This window comes from Xylophilus sp. ASV27 (assembly GCF_016428875.1).
Lineage (GTDB): Bacteria > Pseudomonadota > Gammaproteobacteria > Burkholderiales > Burkholderiaceae_C > Xylophilus.
The window spans coordinates 1-16,318 of the sequence record NZ_JAELTO010000005.1; the positions used below are offsets into that span (position 1 = coordinate 1).

The window sequence follows — 16,318 nt, forward strand, 5'->3', positions numbered from 1 at the left end:
CCGGCGAACTGCAGGGCAACAAGGAACTGGCCAGCGCCGCCTTCAACGCCCGCGTGATCCCCAGCGTGGCCTACACCGACCCGGAAGTGGCCTGGGTCGGCCTCACCGAGGACCAGGCCAAGGCGCAGGGCATCAAGGTCCGCAAGGGCCTGTTCCCCTGGAGCGCGTCCGGCCGCGCCATTGCCAACGGGCGCGACGAAGGCTTCACCAAGCTGCTGTTCGACGACGGCCCCGACGCGCACGGCCACGGCCGCATCCTGGGCGGCGGCATCGTCGGCACCCATGCGGGCGACATGATCGGCGAGATCGCCCTGGCCATCGAAATGGGCGCCGACGCGGTGGACATCGGCAAGACCATCCATCCGCACCCCACGCTGGGCGAAAGCATTGGCATGGCGGCGGAGGTGGCGCTTGGCAGCTGCACGGATGTGCCGCCGGCGAGAAGGTAGTTCGAGCGCCAGCCGCTGAGCGGCGGCAGGTTTCAGCGCCGGGAACCCGGCAGCGCGACCGGCGCCAGGGTGGTGCGCAGCCGGCTGGGTGCGTCGGGTTCGGCGGCGGTGTCCGCTTCGAGCGCGCGCTCCACGTTGCCGATGTGGTCGAGCATCAATTGGCGCGCCTTGTCCATATCGCCGGCTTCGAGCGCGGCGACGATGGCGCCATGCTCGGCGCACGACTGCCCGGCCTCGTGCTTCGACTGGTAGAGCGTGGCCGCCAGCGTGGTGCGCGCCGTGAGGTCGCGCAGCACGTCGACCAGCAGGCGGTGCCCCATCTGCGCGGCCAGGCAGACGTGAAAGTCGGCCAGCAGGAAGGCGCGCGTGGCGGCATCGGCGCCTTCGATGGCGCGCTGCTCGTCGGCAATGTGGTCGCGCAGCTTGCGGATCACCTTGGCCAGCGGCCGGCCCTCGCTGGCGGCCAGGATGCCGGCCTCGACGATGCGGCGCGCCGAGAAGGCATCGCGCGCTTCCTCGGCCGAAGGCTGGACCACGTACCAGCCGCGGCGCGACTGCACTTCGACGAAGCCGCGCGCCTGCAACTGCATGAGCGCCTCGCGCACCATGGTGCGGCTCACCGAGAAATTCTCGGCCAGGGCCTGCTCGCCGAGCCGCTCGCCCGGTTCGAGCTTCTGCGCGAGGCGCGTTCGCGGTCGATGTCGCCTTCCCACGCGGCGATGGCCACCGTGGCCACGCAGTTGTCGATCAGGTTGCCCAGCGCGCGCGATGCCCATGAACCAGTCCACCGACAGCACCAGGCCGATGGCCGGGATCGCCGGAATGGCATGCAGCGTGGCCGCCAGCACCACGATGGCCGAGCCCGGCACGCCGTGCGCGCCTTTGGAGGTGACCAGCGCGATCGCCAGGATGGTGAGCAGGTCCGCCATCGAGATGGGGGTGTTGGTGGCCTGCGCGATGAACACCGCGGCCAGCGTGATGTAGATCGAGAACGCGTCGAGGTTGAACGAGTAGCCCGTCGGAATCACCAGCCCCACCGTCGAATCGCAAATGCCCATGCGGCGCAGCTTGGCCATGATCTGCGGCAGCACGCTGTCCGACGATGTGGTGGCGAACACGGTGGCCAGCTCTTCGCGCAGGTAGCGCAGCAGCTTTCCGCGCATGCAGGCGACCGCATCGTGCCCCGCAGCGCAAGTACACTTGCGCCGAAGTCCATCTGCTACTGAATTGATAGCTGTAACCCTAGATAATGTCTGGGCTGCACCGCTTTTTTCCTTGAATTTCTGACCCACGCCTCGCGTGCCACGCCAATGCAAGCCTTGCTCAACGCCATCGCCCGGATGGACATCCCGACCGACGCCCGGCGCATCTTCCATGGCCGAGGCGGCCTGTTCCCAGGGTGCGAGCACTGGGCGCTGGACGTTTTTCCTCCGGTGTTCGTGCTGACCAGCTTCCAGCCGGCCGACGACGATGCGCTCGCGGCCGTCGGCGCGGCGCTGGCCGCGCGCTGGCAACAGCTCGCGCCGGGACAGCCGCTGAACTGGGTCTTCCAGTGCCGGCACGAGCGCCACCCCGACACCCGGCTGATCGCCGGCAGCGTGCCCGACCCGCATGTGGTGACCGAGCAGGGCGCGCGCTTTCGCATCCACGTGCTGAAGGGCCAGAACCACGGCCTGTTCCTCGACATGGCCCAGGGCCGGCGCTGGGTGCGCGAGCATGTGGCGGCCCGCAAGGCGCGGGAGCCGCGCGGCGCCAAGGTGCTCAACCTGTTCGCCTACACCTGCGCCTTCTCGGTGGTGGCGCTGCAGGCCGGCGCCCGGCAGGTGCTCAACATGGACATGAGCCAGGGCGCCATCACCATCGGCCAGCAGAACCACCGGCTCAACGGCCTTGCCGGCGGCGCCAGCTTTCTGGCCCACGACATCTTCAAGTCCTGGGGCAGGATCACCCGCGGCGGCCCGTACGATCTGGTGATCGCCGACCCGCCCAGCTACCAGAAGGGCAGCTTCGTCGCCACCAAGGACTACGCGCGGCTGATGCGCCGTCTGCCAGACCTGCTGGCACCCGGCGGGCATGCCCTGCTGTGCCTGAACGCGCCGGAACTGGGCCTGGATTTCCTGCAGGACCAGATGCGGGAGCTGGCGCCGGGGCTGTCGTTCGTGGAGCGTGTCGCCAATCCGGCGGCCTTCGCGGACGTGTCGGATGCGCGGGCGCTGAAGGTGCTGGTGTACCGGATGGCCGACGCCATCTGAGCGCTACCGCGCGCCCTGGTCGTCCCGGAGATCGCCGGGCAAGACCTGCATTCCGCCGCCCGCGCCGCCACCGCCCGTGGCGCCGCCTGCCCTGACGCCTGAGCCTTCAGTGCCCGTGGCTGGCCCGCTGCGCCTGTCCGTGGCGCCCCCGCCGCCGGCAGGCCGCAGCGGCCCCTGCCCGGGCACCAGCACGCTGGCCGGTAGCGGGGCCAGGTCCAGCGCGGCGCGAATGAACTGCCGCAGCGACACCACGAGTTCGGCGGTCTCGATGCTGCGGCCGGCGACCATGTCGCGCGCGATCTGCGCGGCGAGCTGCACCTGCTCCTCGGTGCCGAGCAGGATCACGTCCGAGAGCGCGGCCTCGACGGCATCGCGCGTGCGGCGCTGGCGCTCGCTGCTCGCAAGCGTGGCCGCGGAGGGCACGGACGCGGCGTCCGGCCGCGCCTCCAGGTCCGGGTTCGGCAGCTCGCGCCTGTGGGTCGGGCTTACCTGCAACCGCCCGGTGAAAGAGCCGCCCAGGGTCTTGTAGGCGCTGATCAGCGTCTTCAGCCGCTCGTTGATCTGGCGGTTCTCCCGCTCGCGGCGCCGCTGGATGGTCTGCATGAAAACCAGCCGCAGGCCCACCAAGAGCAGCGAAGCCAGCAGCACCCCCACCGCGGTCGTGAACAGGGCGTGCCAGGAGCTGAAGTCGAGCATGTTGCGCATGGAGGATCGAACGGCGGGGCCGCGCGGGAAAGTGCCGACGCCGCATGATAGGCCGGCGGCCGCCGGGGCCCCAGACGGTGGCGCACGACGGCTGTCCGACGAGCTTCTACGGAGACAGCATCCTTCAGATGTGCGCGAGGATGTTCACGAGCTTGCCGAAGGGATCGCGCACGTAGAAGCGGCGTACGCCCCAGGGTTCGTCCGCGGGTCCGTATTCGATGGCAAAGCCCGCAGCCCTCATGCGCTCGAGGGCTGCGTCGACGTCGTCCACCTCGATCGACAGGTCGGGCAACGGCGCGTCAGAGCCGCCTTCGGATGCGAAGCTCAACTGCACCGTCATTTGCGCTTGCGAGCCGTAGGTCTGGATCCATCCGTGGTCCATGAGCAGGTCGAGGCCGAGCACCTGCTGGTAGAAGGTGGCAGCGCGAGCGGGATCGGGTGTCGCGACGTTGGCGAGGATGCGTTGGACTTTCACGGCGACGGCTTTCGATGGCAAAGAGGCAGAAAGCAAAAACCCCGCAGATGCGGGGTCATGTTTAGCGTTTAGCGGCCGGTGCGGGGGTGTCAGTGCGGCTGCGGCACTCCTTCGGCATCCTGCAGGACCCGGCGAGCGCCGTCGAAGCGGCGCTTCCAGTAGGCGACGCCAATGTCTTCCACACGCACCTGGGCGCCAGGCTTGGGCGAGTGGATGAACTTGCCGTCGCCCACATAGATGCCGACATGGCTGAAGGCGCGGCGCATGGTGTTGAAGAACACCAGGTCGCCCGGCTGGAGGTCGGATTTGTCGATCTTCTCCGTGGCCGCGGCCTGTTCGTTGGCGCGGCGGGGCAGCAATTGCCCGACGGTTTGCTCGTAGATGGCGCGAACGAAGCCGCTGCAATCGAAGCCGGTTTCGGCACTGTCGCCACCGCGGCGGTAGGGAACGCCCAGGAAGCCCATGGCATGCACCACCAACTCGGAGGCTCGATCAGTGACCTGGTGCTGGACGGACTGCAGATGGGAGAGCAGGCCACGGTCATTGAGGAATTTGTCTAGCTCATCCCGGGGAGCAGAGCCCGCGGGACCAGCGTTCGCGGCGGTAACAAAAGCAAGCAGAAGAACGCAGAGCACTTTAGGCATGGAGGCGGAGACTACCGGGCGATTCGCCCTGCGTCAAGCGGGGTCACAGACCCAAGTCTTTGATTTTGCTGTGAAAGTCCAATTGGCCTGACTGGACCCTTACTGGCTCGACACCATGCCCATCTTTACTTTCGGTTTTTCATTGCGCCGCTCGGGGTTCGCTGCAGCGGTGTTGACGGTAGCTTTCCTGGGGATCCCATGGACCTGCGCGGCCCAGGCCGTGCGAGCGGTGACGGTCGCCGAGGGCCTCTCCTGGCCCTGGGCCGTGGCCTTTCTGCCCGATGGCAATTTCCTCGTGACGGAGCGGCCGGGGCGCCTGCGGGTGGTGAGTGCCGCGGGCGGGGTGGGGCCGCCGGTCGAAGGCGTGCCTTCCGTGGATGCGCGCGGGCAGGGTGGTCTGCTCGACGTGGCGCTCGACGGCGGCTTTGCCGCCAATCGAACGCTGTTCTTCTGTTTCTCAGAAGCCGGCCCGACAGGCAACCGCACGGCGTTGGCGCGGGCCCGGCTGTCTGCCGACGGGGCGCGGCTGGAGGGCGTGAAGGTGATCTTCCGGCAGCAGCCGCTGGTGGCGAGCCAGTTGCATTTCGGCTGCCGCATCGTCGAGGGCCGCGACGGCGCGCTGTGGCTGACGCTGGGCGAGCGCTACTCGCGCAAGGAGGACGCGCAGAAGCTCGACAACCACCTGGGCAAGGTGGTGCGCATCACCAAGGACGGCGCGGCGCCGGCCGACAACCCCTTCGTCGGCCGTGTCGGCGCGCTGCCGGAGATCTGGAGCTACGGCCACCGCAACATGCAGGGCGCCACCTTGGGGCCGGACGGGCGGCTCTGGACGCACGAGCACGGCCCGCAGGGCGGCGACGAGGTCAACCTGCCGCAGCCCGGGCGCAACTATGGCTGGCCGGTCATCACCTACGGCGAGAACTACGGTGGCGGCCCGATCGGCGAGGGCATCACCGCCCAGGCCGGCATGGAGCAGCCGCTGCACTACTGGGTGCCGTCGATCGCGCCCTCGGGCATGGCCTTTCTCACCAGCGACCGCTATGGGGCGGACTGGCGCGGCAATCTCTTCGTGGGCTCGCTCAAGTTCCGCTACCTCGACCGCATCGTGCTGGGTGAGGGCAAGGTGGTGTCCGAGCACAAGCTGCTGGAGGGCCTGGAGGAACGCATCCGTGACGTTCGGCAGGGGCCCGACGGCTGGCTCTACCTGCTCACCGACAGCCCGCGCGGCCGGCTGCTGCGGCTGGAGCGGTGATACGCCTTGCCACGGGTGCGGTGTAATCTCACCCTCCAACGAAAGACCTGAATCCCGATGCTGCTCGACGCCTCCGAATCCCAACTGGTACTGGTGGACTACCAGGAACGCCTGATGCCCGCCATCCACGATGCCGCCGCGGTGCTGGCGAATGCGCGCCGGCTGGCCGACGCGGCCCAGATGCTGGATGTGCCGCTCTGGGGAACCGAGCAGAACCCGTCGCGCCTGGGCCCCAACCCGGCCGAATGGCGCGGGCGCTGCCGGCGCATTCTGGCCAAGATGCATTTCAGCGCCTGCGAAGAAGGCCTGGGGGAGTGGCTGCGCCCGCCGGCCCGCGCGCAGCAGGGCGGCAATGCCCGCAGCCTGCCGCGCCACCTGCAAAAGCCCGCAGAACCGGCACCGGGCCGCAACGCCATCGTGCTGGCCGGCTGCGAGGCCCACGTCTGCCTGCTGCAGACCGCGCTCGACCTGCTGGAGGACGAGTTCGAGGTCTGGGTCGTGACCGACGCCTGCGGCTCGCGCACCGAGCGCAACCGGGACGCCGCCTTCGACCGCCTGGCCGGCGCCGGCGTTGAACTCATGACCACCGAGATGGTGCTGTTCGAATGGCTGCGCACCGCCGAGCACCCGGACTTCAAGGCGGTGCATGCCTTGATCAGATGAAGCCGCGCCGGAACCGGCCGCCTGGCGGGTGATTCCCCGGGAAACTCAGCCGGCACTGGCGCGCAGCGCGTTCCGATAGCGTCGGCTGCACGGGACGGTGCTGCCGTCGTGCATGTGCAGCCGGGCGTCGCCGCCGTCCAGCGGCTCGATTTCCTTGATGCATTCCAGGTTCACCGCGTGGCTGCGATGCACGCGCACGAAGCGGGTAGGGTCGAGCTGGGTCAGGAAGTCGGTCAGCGTGGCGCGCAGCAGATAGTCGTGGCCGTTGACGTGCAGCCCGACATAATTGCCCTCGGCCTGCAGCCAGTCGATGTCGGTAGCGGCGATGAGGAATTCGCGGCGCAGCTTGCGCACGAGGAAGCGCTCGGGGCGGGTGGCGGCCGGCGGCGGCAGCGTCTCCTTCCTCGAAGCGTCGCACACCGCCGTTTCCGCCAAAGCCGGAGCCGGTCCTGCCGCGCCCTCCTCGGGCGCGTCGAGCACCCGTGCCTCCCCCTGCAGCCGCAGCATGAACCGCCGGTAGACCCAGATTCCGAAGATCATCGAGACGTAGGAGCGCACGTCCTTCAGGTACTCATAGCCCCATTGGGCGACCCAGCCGCCGAAGTCGTAGTGCGCGCCGGCCATGGCGTAGGCCAGCGCGCGCAAACCGAACATCGCCGCCACATGGACCACGCTGAAAACCACGCTGGCCGCCACATGCCAGGCCAGCCAGCGCGCTACATGCTTGCGCGCCAGCGGCGCCAGCCATCGTTCGACGAGCACCAGCGCAGGCACGAGTAGCAGCAGCACCAGGTGGCTCGATATCTCCCAGGTGGCGATCTCCCAGAGGGCATGCGGCGCGGCGCGGTGGCTGGCGTCGATGAACCCGACCACCGTGCCGAACGCGGCCTGCAGCGTCATCAGCATGATCCAGAAGCCCGCCTCCACGTAGGAGCGGATAGGTTCGTAGCGTTCGTAGAGGTTCTTGCGCGTTGTTCCCATGGCTGGAATTCTCGCGACAACCGCCCAGGCGCTGGACCATTTCGTCCCGCCGGGCCGCCGCTCGTCACAAAGCGGGGGCGGATCGGCCCCCAGGCGGATCGCACATGATCCGCGCGCCCGAGCATCGTGGCTTCTCTGCTTCCGCGAGTCTGCCATGCGCACCGCCGCTGCCCCTGCCAGCCATCCCGTCCATCGCCGCCACGACATCGACGCCCTGCGTGCGCTGGCCTTCCTGCTCCTGATCCTCTACCACGTGGGCATGGTGTACGTGGCGGGCTGGCACTACCACCTGAAGAGCCCGCATGCGGCCCAATGGCTGCAGTGGCCGATGCAGATCGTCAACCTCTGGCGCATGGACCTGGTGTTCCTGATCTCGGGCGTTTCGCTCGGCTTCCTGAGCCGCGGCCAGGGCGCCTGGAGCCTGTTGCGCAACCGTAGCGTGCGGCTGCTGCTGCCGCTGGCGTTCGGCATGGCGGTGGTCGTGCCGTACCAGGCCTATGCGCAGGGCGTGGCCAACGGGCTTGTGGCGCCGGGCTTCGGCACCTTCCTGCTGCGCTATCTGTCCATGGCCGAACCGTGGCCGCGCAAGGCGTTCGACGGAGCCGGGTTCGGCATTACCTGGAACCATCTCTGGTACTTGCCCTACCTGTTTGCCTACACGGCGATGATCGCGCTGACGCTGCCGTTGTGGCGTTCGCGCGCCGGCCGGTGGCTACGCCAGCGCTTCAACGGGCTGCGGGGCTGGAAGCTGTTGCTGCTGCCCGTCCTGCCATTGCTCGCCTGGACGCTGCTGCTGGCCTCGCGTTTTCCGCCCACCCACAACCTGGTGCGCGACTACTACCTGCACGGGCTCTACTGCACGATGTTCCTCTACGGCTACTGGATGGGCGTGGATGCCGGGGTCTGGCAAGAACTGGAACGGCTGCGCCGGGTGTCGCTGGCGCTGGTGGCCGCGCTGATCGGCTCCTGTATCGCGCTGCGCTTCGGCGCCAAGGGCATGGTCTGCGGCCTGCTGGCAGACGCAATGCGCACGCTCTACATGTGGCTGGCAGTCGCGGCCATCCTGGGCCACGGCCATCGCCACCTGAACCGCCCGTGGCCATGGCTGCGCTGGGCCAACGAGTCGGTCTATCCTTGGTACGTGCTGCACCAGACGCTGATCATCTTCGGCGTGACGCTGCTTGCGCCGCTGGCACTGGGCCCGGTGCTGGAGCCCGCGCTGCTGGTGACACTGACGCTCCTCGGCTGCTGGGTGTTGAACGACGGATTGATCCGCCGCAGCAACTGGCTGCGCCCGCTGTTCGGCCTGAAACTGCGGCGCGGGGCGTCCGCAAAGCGTTCCGCATCCGTCGCCATGGCAGAGCCGGCGCACAGAAAAAATGAAGGACCGGACGCCCTCGTCAGCGCGGCGCAAGACCACTTCCCATAATGCGCCTGGAAATCCCACAGAAAGACTCCGGCCGGGCCGGAGCGCCCAGGAGACGACATGACCGATGACTACCGCCAGTTCCACCGCCGCTCGCTGGAACAGCGCGAGGCCTTCTGGGCCGAGCAGGCCCGCCTGATCGACTGGCAGACGCCGCCGGGCGAGATCTGCGACTACCGCAGCCCGCCCTTCGCGCGCTGGTTTGCCGGCGGCACCACCAGCCTGTGCCACAACGCGCTGGACCGCCACCTGCCGCAGCGGGCCGCGCAGCCCGCGCTGATCGCGGTATCGACCGAGACCGGCACCGAGAAAACCTACAGCTTCGCCGAACTGCACGCCGAGGTGCAGCGCATGGCCGCGGTGCTGCAGACGCTGGGCGTGCGGCAGGGCGACCGGGTGCTGGTCTACATGCCGATGATGGCCGAGGCGGTGTTCGCCATGCTGGCCTGCGCGCGCATAGGCGCGCTGCACTCGGTGGTGTTCGGCGGCTTCGCGGCGGGCTCGCTGGCCACCCGCATCGACGACGCCGAGCCCAGGGTCGTGGTCAGCGCCGACGCCGGCTCGCGCGGCGGCCGGGTGATCCCCTACAAGCCCCTGCTGGACGAGGCACTGCGCCTGGCGCGCCACCAGCCGGCGCACGTGCTGCTGGCCGACCGCGGGCTTGCGCCGATGGACATCGTGGCCGGCCGCGACCACCTCTGGCGCGACATGCGCGAACTGTTCTTCGACGCCCAGGTGCCCTGCGCCTGGGTCGATGCCACCCACCCGAGCTACACGCTCTACACCAGCGGCACCACCGGCAAACCCAAGGGGGTGCAGCGCGACACCGGCGGCTACGCGGTGGCGCTGGCCGCCAGCATGCGCCACATCTTCGGCGCGCAGCCGGGCCAGACCTTCTTCTGCACCAGCGACATCGGCTGGGTGGTGGGCCACAGCTACATCGTCTATGCGCCGCTGATCCACGGCATGGCCACCATCCTCTACGAAGGCCTGCCGATACGGCCGGACCCGGGCGCATGGTGGCGGCTGGTCGAGCAGTACCGGGTCACGCACATGTTCTCGGCGCCGACCGCCATCCGCGTGCTGCGCAAGCAGGACCCGGCCTGGCTGTCGCGCTACGACCTGTCCAGCCTGCAGGGCCTGTGGCTGGCCGGCGAGCCGCTGGACGAGCCCACCGCGCGCTGGGTGGCCGATGCGCTGAAGGTGCCCGTGGTCGACAACTACTGGCAGACCGAATCCGGCTGGCCGATCCTGACCATCGCCAATGGCGTGCAGAAGACCCCCTCGCGCCTGGGCAGCCCGGGCTTCGCCATGTATGGCTATGACGTCAAGCTGATCGACGAGAGCACCGGCGAGGAGCTGACCGGTGCGCAGCGAAAGGGCGTGCTGGCCATCGAAGGGCCGCTGCCGCCAGGCTGCATGCAGACCGTCTGGCGCGACGACGCGCGCTTCGTCAAGACCTACTGGCAGAGCCTGCCCGGCCCGCTGCGCTACAGCACCTTCGACTGGGGCGTGCGGGACGAGGACGGCTACTTCTACATCCTCGGCCGCACGGATGACGTGATCAACGTGGCCGGGCACCGGCTGGGCACGCGCGAGATCGAGGAGGCCGTCTCCGGCCACGCCGGCGTGGCCGAGGTGGCCGTGGTGGGCGTGGCCGATGCCGTGAAAGGCCAGGTGGCCGTGGCCATCGTCGTGCCGCGCGACGCCGCGGCGTGTACCGACGCCGCCACCGCGCAGCGGCTGGAAGCCGAGGTCATGGCCCGCGTCGATGCGCAACTGGGCGCGCTCGCCCGGCCCGCGCGCGTGGTCTTCGTCGGCCTGCTGCCCAAGACCCGCAGCGGCAAGCTGCTGCGCCGCGCCATCCAGGCCGTGTGCGAAGGCCGCGACACCGGCGACCTGACTACGCTGGAGGACCCGGCGGCGCTGCAGCAGGTGCGCGACGCGGTCGCCGCGCGGGTGCAGGGCTGAAGGCGAGGGGGCTCCGGTACCATCCAGGGCTCAACCACGGAGCCGCCGCGCATGATCACCTGCCACCTTCGCTACGTCCTCGATCCGGCCAGGATCAAGGAGTTCGAGCACTACGGCCGGCTCTGGATCCCGCTCGTGAGGAAGTTCGGCGGCATCCACCACGGCTACCTGCTGCCCTCGGAAGGCGCGAGCAACATCGCGCTGGCCTCCTTCTCCTTCCCGTCGCTCGCGGCCTATGAGGAGTACCGGACCAGATCCTTCGACGATCCCGAATGCCAGGCGGCGTTCCGGTATGCGCAGGAGACGCGCTGCTTCCTCAGCTACGAGCGCACGTTCTTCCGGCCGGTGTTCGAGTAGGGGCGCGCCGTGGGCCTGCGCCACCACTTCGCCGAAACCACCGGCCCCCAGCGCCTGGCCTACGCCGCCCTGGCCGGCGTATTGGTGGCCCTGGTGCCGCTGCCCCTGAAGCCGGCCGCGCACAGCCTGCTGGCCTGGGTCTGCGCCGGCGTGGTGGACCTGGTGCTGGCCTGGCAACTTGCCAGCAGCTTTGACGTGGAGCGCATCCGCGCACGCGCCACCGCGCAGGACCAGTCGGCGGTGGTGCTGTTCCTGGCGATGGTGGTGGCGCTGTGCGCGAGCGTGGCGGCCATCAGCTCGCTGCTGCTGCAAAGCCACGGCCTGCCGCCGCAGCAGCGCTCGGCCCATCTGCTGCTGGCGCTGCTCGCGCTGGTAGTGTCGTGGTTCTGGATCCACGTGCTGTTCGCGTTCCGCTATGCCCACCTCTACTACCAGCACGAAGCGCGCGCGGGGGAGGATGCCAGCGAGGCGGACAAGACCGAAATGGCCGGCCTGGATTTCCCCGGCGCGCAGGACCCGGACTATTTCGACTTTCTCTACTACTCGGTGGTCATCGGCATGACCTCGCAGGTGTCCGACGTGCAGATCACCTCGCGCGCGATGCGCAGGCTCAGCACCACGCACGGCCTGCTGTCCTTCGCGTTCAACATGGTGCTGCTGGCGCTGGGCGTGAACATCGCGGCGTCCTCGTTCCAGTAGGCGTCTGGTCGGGCGCTTGTCCTACATGGGGGGCGCATCCGGGTTCCTGAAGCCCGCGTAAAGCCACGTGAAGATGCGTTGCTGTCCGTGCCCATTCGATGCACGGGCTCCTCGCGCCTTTACGTGGCATCTCCGCCGGAGTTGCCGCGGCCCCCACTGCCATATACCAAGGAGCACCCCATGATCCAGGAGCCCACCATCACCGCCGTTCTGCAGCGCCGCGCCGACCGGCTCAGCGAGCGCCGCCAGTTCTTCCGAAAGACCGGCGGTTTCGCTGCCGGCATGGCCGGCGGGGCGATCTTGACGGCCTGCGGAGGAGGCTCGGGCAACGCCATCGGGCAGAGCGCGCCGACGGACGTCGAGATCCTGAACTTCGCGCTGAACCTGGAGTACCTGGAGGCCCAGTTCTACCAGTACGCAGTGTCGGGCACCGGCCTGCCAGCGGCCCAGCTCACGGGCACCGGCACCCAGGGCGGCGTGATTCCCGGCCATGCGGTCAGCTTCAAGGACCCGGTGGTATCGGCCTATGCCAACGAGATCGCCAAGGACGAGGCCGACCACGTGCGCTTCCTGCGCTCGGCGCTGGGCAGCTCTGCCGTGGCACAGCCGGCGATCGACGTCGGCTACCAGGACCCCAACGGCGCCTTCTCCACCGCCGCGCGCGCAGCGGGGCTGATCGGCCCGGGCCAGATCTTCGACCCGTATGCGAGCGACGAGAACTTCCTGCTCGGCGCCTTCATCTTCGAGGACGTGGGCGTCACCGCCTACAAGGGCGCCTCGCCGCTGATCCAGAACAAGACCTACCTCGAGGCGGCCGCCGGCATCCTGGCCGCCGAGGCCTACCATGCAGGGCTGGTGCGCACGGTGCTGTACGCGAAGGGGCTCAATACGCCGGCCCTGCGCACCTCGGCCGATGCGATTTCCGCGGCGCGCGACAGGCTGGACAACTCCGGCAGCGACGACCAGGGCATCTCCGGCACCAGCACCACGGCCAACATCGTGCCGCTGGACGCCAACGGCATCGCCTACAGCCGCACGCCGGGCGATGTGCTCAACATCGTCTACCTGAATCCGGGCGCGGTGAGCAGGGGCGGCTTCTTCCCTTCAGGGCTGAACGGCAACCTGGTGCTCAGCAGCGCCTACGTCTAAGGCAACGCTGAATAAGTCCGCGTGGTGGCGCGCGCCCTGGTGTGGGATGGGATGCAAGGCGCAAACCGCAGCCATAGCCGCAGCTATGGCGAGGATTTGCAACGCCGCAGACCGCCCACAGCAGGGATGCGCGACACGCGAGGGACTTGTTCAGCGTTGCCCTAACGCCGCAGCCGCACCAGTCCGGTGGACAGCAGGGTGCCGGCCATGATGACCGCGCCGCTGCCAAGCATCCAGGCCGTGACTGGCTCGCCGAGCAGCGCCGCGCCGTAGCCGAGCGCGAAGACCGGCGCCAGGAAGGTCACGGCCAGCGCGCGGCTCGGGCCGGCGCGTTCGATCAGGCGGAAGTACAGCAGGTACGCCAGCGCCGTGCACAGCACCGCAATCGCCAGCACCGCGGCCCAGGCGCGCGGGCCGGGCATGCGCGCGGGCCAGCACCAGATGGCCGGCACGGCAAGGCCGAGCGCCGCGCCGATCTGGCTGCCGGTGGCGGTCACCACCGGCGGTATGCCGGCCAGGTGCCGCTTGGCGAAGCTCGCGGCCAGGCCGTAGCAGCACGAGGCGCCCAGGCAGGCCAGCACCGCCCACAGGCCGCTGCTGCCGGTGTGCAGGCTGGTGCTGCCGCTGGCCAGCAGCACCACGCCGGCAAAGCCGGTGGCCAGCCCGCACCAGCGCAGCCAGCCGAGCCGGTCGCCCAGCCAGGCCCAGGCCACCACCGCACCGAACAGCGGCACCGTGGCGTTCAGGATCGAGGCCAGGCCGGTGGTGATCGACAGCACCGCGTAAGAGAACAACGCGAACGGGATGGCCGAGTTGATCAATCCTGCCGCCAGCAACACCCGCCAGTGCCGCCGCAGCATCCCGCCCATGCCGCGCGCGAGCAGCAGCGGCAGCAGCACCAGCGCGGCCACCGACACGCGCAGGCCGGCGGTGGTGACCGGCCCGAACTCGGCCGCGCCCCAGCGCATGAACAGGAAGGAGCTGCCCCAGATCGCCGCGAGCAGCAGGAAGTCGAGCAGCCAGGGCTGCGGTTGGACTTTGGTGGCGATGGCGCTGGTGGCGCTGCTCATGCGATGGCCCGCGCGGCCTGCGCGCCCTCCAGCGCCAGCAGCGCCGCCTTGCGCTCCAGCCCGCCGGCATAGCCGGTCAGCCCGCCGCCGCTGCCCAGGACGCGGTGGCACGGCACGATGATGGACACCGGGTTGCGCCCCACCGCCGCGCCCACGGCCCGCACCGCCGCCGGCCGGCCGATGCGCTCGGCCAGGGCGCCATAGCTGCTGGTGCGGCCATGCGGCACGGCCCGCAGCGCCTGCCAGACCGCGTGCTGGAAGGGAGTGGCGCGCGGCAGCTCCAGCGGCACGGTGAAGTGATCGCGCCGGCCGGCGAAATACTCGGCCAGTTGCTGTTCGGCGGCGTCCAGCACCGGATGGGCGCAGGGGTGCTCCGCCAGCGGCGGCGGGCCGTCCAGCAGGGCCGCCGGCCAGTGGCGCTGGTGCTCGAACCAGAACCCGGCCAGGCCGCGCGGCGTGGCGGCCAGGCGGGCGGCGCCGAGCGGGCTGCTCCAGCGGCGTTGAACGGTGTCAGGAGCGTAGTGCATGATTTTCCGAGTATTTTAGGGGTTTTGCCCAGGATTCACCTGGGCTTTTAGCTATTGTTTATGTAGCATTCCGAGGGGCCGGCGGCGCGTGCCAGGCCCGCAGCACCGCATAGCTGCGCCAGGGCCGCCAGGCCTGGGAGGCGGCCTGCGCGGCGCGCGCCGGGTGCGGCAGGCCGCGCACGCCCAGGGCCTGCTGCAGCGCCACGTCGCCGGCCGGGAAGGCGTCGGGCCAGCGCAGCGCGCGCATGGCGATGTACTGCGCGGTCCAGTCGCCGATGCCGGGCAGAGTGAGTAGCCGCGCGACGGCCGGCGCGGGCGGGCTGCCGGGCTCCAGCGCCAGATGGCCTTCGGCCACGGCGCGCGCCAGCGCCACGATCGCCACCTGGCGCTGGCGCACGATGCCGAGCGCGCCCAGCGCGTCGCCCTCGGCCGTGGCCAGCACCTCGGGCGTGGGAAACAGACGGTCGATGCCCTCGAAGGGCGTCGCCACGGGCGTGCCGAAACGCCGCACCAGCCGCGAGCCCAGCGTGCGCGCCGCGGCCACCGTGATCTGCTGGCCCAGCACGGCGCGCACCGCCAGTTCGAAGCCGCTGGCGCCGCCCGGCACGCGCCAGCCCTCCATGCCCGGGAAGTGCGGCTGCAGCACGGCATCGATGGCGGCCGGGTCGGCGTCCAGGTCGAACCAGGCGCGCACCTGGCGGATCAGCGCCGGCAGGGCAGGGCAGAGGGTGTCGGACACGCGCAGCACCGCATGGCAGCGCTCGGGGTCGAAGTGCAGTTGCAGCCAGCCGGCGCTGCCGCCCACGGCCAGCGCGCGCACGAAGCGCGGGCCCGCGCCGTCCGCCGCACCCTGCACCGCCTCGACGCCGGCCAGCGCGCGGCGGCGCAGGAATTCCAGCGTGCCCTCGACCGCGTAGGGCGGCCGGTAGGCCAGCCGCACCACGGCCCCGCCCGTCCCGCCGCCCGTGGCGCCGGCGCGCCGCAGCGCCGCCGGGCTCAGGCCGTAGCGCGAGCCGAAGGCGGCCTGCAGCCGGCGCAGGCTGCCGAAGCCGCTGGCCTCGGCCACGCCGGCCACCGGCAGCGCGGTGTCGGTCAGCAGTTGCTTGGCGGCGAGCAGCCGGCGCGTCTGCAGGTACTGCAGCGGCGACACGCCGAACTGAGCCTCGAACACCCGGCGCAGGTGCCGGTCGCTGATGCCCAGGCGCGCCGCCAGCCGGGCCACCGGCGTGCCTTGCGCCGCGCCGTCGGCGCGCCAGCAGGCCGGGTCGTCGAGCCGGCGCGCGGCCTCCTGCGCCAGGATGGCGGCCGCGTCCTGGGTCGACCAGGCGACGTCGGCCGGGGCCAGCTCCGGGCGGCAGCGCAGGCAGGGGCGAAAGCCCGCCTGCTCGGCCTGCGCCGCATGCAGGAAGAAGCGGCAGTTGGCGCGCAGCGGCGTGCGCACCCGGCACACCGGCCGGCAGTAGATGCCGGTGGAGGTCACGGCGGTGAAGAAGCGGCCGTCGAAGCGCGCGTCCCGCGCCAGCAGCGCGCGGTAGCAGGCGTCGGCATCGGGCGGTGGGGCAGCGGGGCGCATGGACGCATGATAGGCACGGCCGGGGTCCGGCAGGCGACGTTTCCGGACCCATGCCCGGCGCGCCCTGCGTCGCCCACGGCACGGCCGCCGAAACTGCGCTGCCTACAATGCCCGCAGTTCCGCCC

Annotated in this window: 16 protein-coding genes and 2 pseudogenes; 9 read left to right on the forward strand and 9 right to left on the reverse strand. The window is 70.2% G+C overall.

The features are described from left to right. Positions 1-449, forward strand: a pseudogene (locus JHD63_RS02030) (dihydrolipoyl dehydrogenase); the annotation flags it as partial. 32 nt (positions 450-481) lie between these two features. Here the strand turns inward: JHD63_RS02030 and JHD63_RS02035 are convergent. After that, positions 482-1,162: a GntR family transcriptional regulator gene (locus JHD63_RS02035; protein WP_198968995.1), complete on the reverse strand. Its 681-nt coding sequence runs from the start codon at positions 1,160-1,162 to the stop codon at positions 482-484. Continuing rightward, a pseudogene (locus tag JHD63_RS02040) lies at positions 1,066-1,603 on the reverse strand (cation:dicarboxylate symporter family transporter); the annotation flags it as partial. The pseudogene JHD63_RS02040 and the gene JHD63_RS02035, both read right to left, overlap by 97 nt. A 156-nt stretch (positions 1,604-1,759) precedes the next feature. On the opposite strand from JHD63_RS02040, the gene JHD63_RS02045 reads away from it, so the two are divergent. Further along, positions 1,760-2,701 (forward strand): class I SAM-dependent methyltransferase, encoded by a 942-nt coding sequence (locus JHD63_RS02045; RefSeq protein WP_198968996.1) that lies wholly within the window; start codon positions 1,760-1,762, stop codon positions 2,699-2,701. A 3-nt stretch (positions 2,702-2,704) separates the two neighbouring features. On the opposite strand, the gene JHD63_RS02050 is transcribed toward JHD63_RS02045, so the two are convergent. The 3 genes from JHD63_RS02050 to JHD63_RS02060 form a co-directional block, all read right to left on the reverse strand. After that, positions 2,705-3,406, reverse strand: a complete 702-nt coding sequence (locus tag JHD63_RS02050) for a hypothetical protein (RefSeq protein WP_198968997.1) — start codon at positions 3,404-3,406, stop codon at positions 2,705-2,707. Between the two features lie 124 nt (positions 3,407-3,530). Continuing rightward, positions 3,531-3,881 (reverse strand): VOC family protein, encoded by a 351-nt coding sequence (locus JHD63_RS02055; protein ID WP_198968998.1) that lies wholly within the window; start codon positions 3,879-3,881, stop codon positions 3,531-3,533. 89 nt (positions 3,882-3,970) lie between these two features. After that, on the reverse strand, positions 3,971-4,525 hold the full coding sequence (locus tag JHD63_RS02060; protein WP_198968999.1) for a C40 family peptidase: 555 nt from the start codon (positions 4,523-4,525) through the stop codon (positions 3,971-3,973). A 115-nt stretch (positions 4,526-4,640) separates the two neighbouring features. Here JHD63_RS02060 and JHD63_RS02065 point away from each other — a divergent pair, with 115 nt between their 5' ends. Both JHD63_RS02065 and JHD63_RS02070 read left to right on the forward strand, forming a co-directional pair. Then, positions 4,641-5,777: a PQQ-dependent sugar dehydrogenase gene (locus JHD63_RS02065; RefSeq protein WP_198969000.1), complete on the forward strand. Its 1,137-nt coding sequence runs from the start codon at positions 4,641-4,643 to the stop codon at positions 5,775-5,777. A 57-nt stretch (positions 5,778-5,834) separates the two neighbouring features. After that, positions 5,835-6,440, forward strand: a complete 606-nt coding sequence (locus JHD63_RS02070) for an isochorismatase family protein (protein ID WP_198969001.1) — start codon at positions 5,835-5,837, stop codon at positions 6,438-6,440. A 45-nt stretch (positions 6,441-6,485) separates the two neighbouring features. Here the strand turns inward: JHD63_RS02070 and JHD63_RS02075 are convergent, their stop codons facing one another. Next, the gene (locus JHD63_RS02075) at positions 6,486-7,421 is read right to left on the reverse strand and encodes a LytTR family DNA-binding domain-containing protein (RefSeq protein WP_198969002.1); all 936 of its coding nucleotides are present in this window, start codon (positions 7,419-7,421) and stop codon (positions 6,486-6,488) included. 154 nt (positions 7,422-7,575) lie between these two features. On the opposite strand from JHD63_RS02075, the gene JHD63_RS02080 reads away from it, so the two are divergent. The 5 genes from JHD63_RS02080 to JHD63_RS02100 all read left to right on the forward strand — a co-directional run bounded on the left by JHD63_RS02080 (position 7,576) and on the right by JHD63_RS02100 (position 13,023). Further along, positions 7,576-8,850 (forward strand): acyltransferase family protein, encoded by a 1,275-nt coding sequence (locus tag JHD63_RS02080; RefSeq protein WP_198969003.1) that lies wholly within the window; start codon positions 7,576-7,578, stop codon positions 8,848-8,850. Positions 8,851-8,907: 57 nt separating this feature from the next. After that, the gene (locus JHD63_RS02085) at positions 8,908-10,818 is read left to right on the forward strand and encodes a propionate--CoA ligase (RefSeq protein ID WP_198969004.1); all 1,911 of its coding nucleotides are present in this window, start codon (positions 8,908-8,910) and stop codon (positions 10,816-10,818) included. 51 nt (positions 10,819-10,869) lie between these two features. Beyond that, complete coding sequence (locus tag JHD63_RS02090; RefSeq protein WP_198969005.1) at positions 10,870-11,175, forward strand: NIPSNAP family protein; 306 nt, start codon at positions 10,870-10,872, stop codon at positions 11,173-11,175. 9 nt (positions 11,176-11,184) lie between these two features. Then, positions 11,185-11,874 carry a DUF1345 domain-containing protein gene (locus JHD63_RS02095; RefSeq protein ID WP_370590375.1) on the forward strand — a complete coding sequence of 230 codons (690 nt, stop codon included), beginning with the start codon at positions 11,185-11,187 and terminating at the stop codon, positions 11,872-11,874. 180 nt (positions 11,875-12,054) lie between these two features. Continuing rightward, a complete protein-coding gene (locus JHD63_RS02100) occupies positions 12,055-13,023 on the forward strand; it encodes a ferritin-like domain-containing protein (RefSeq protein WP_198969006.1) in 969 nt (322 codons plus the stop codon). 161 nt (positions 13,024-13,184) lie between these two features. Here the strand turns inward: JHD63_RS02100 and JHD63_RS02105 are convergent, their stop codons facing one another. The 3 genes from JHD63_RS02105 to JHD63_RS02115 are packed head-to-tail and all read right to left on the reverse strand — an operon-like array spanning position 13,185 to position 16,193. Next, positions 13,185-14,093 carry a DMT family transporter gene (locus tag JHD63_RS02105; protein WP_198969007.1) on the reverse strand — a complete coding sequence of 303 codons (909 nt, stop codon included), beginning with the start codon at positions 14,091-14,093 and terminating at the stop codon, positions 13,185-13,187. Beyond that, positions 14,090-14,620, reverse strand: coding sequence for a methylated-DNA--[protein]-cysteine S-methyltransferase (locus JHD63_RS02110; protein WP_198969008.1), 531 nt, complete (start codon positions 14,618-14,620; stop codon positions 14,090-14,092). The genes JHD63_RS02105 and JHD63_RS02110 overlap by 4 nt, the downstream gene beginning before the upstream one ends. A gap of 58 nt (positions 14,621-14,678) precedes the next feature. Continuing rightward, entirely contained in the window at positions 14,679-16,193 is a 1,515-nt protein-coding gene (locus JHD63_RS02115; protein WP_198969009.1) for a DNA-3-methyladenine glycosylase 2 family protein, read from the reverse strand. Positions 16,194-16,318 lie beyond the last annotated feature (125 nt).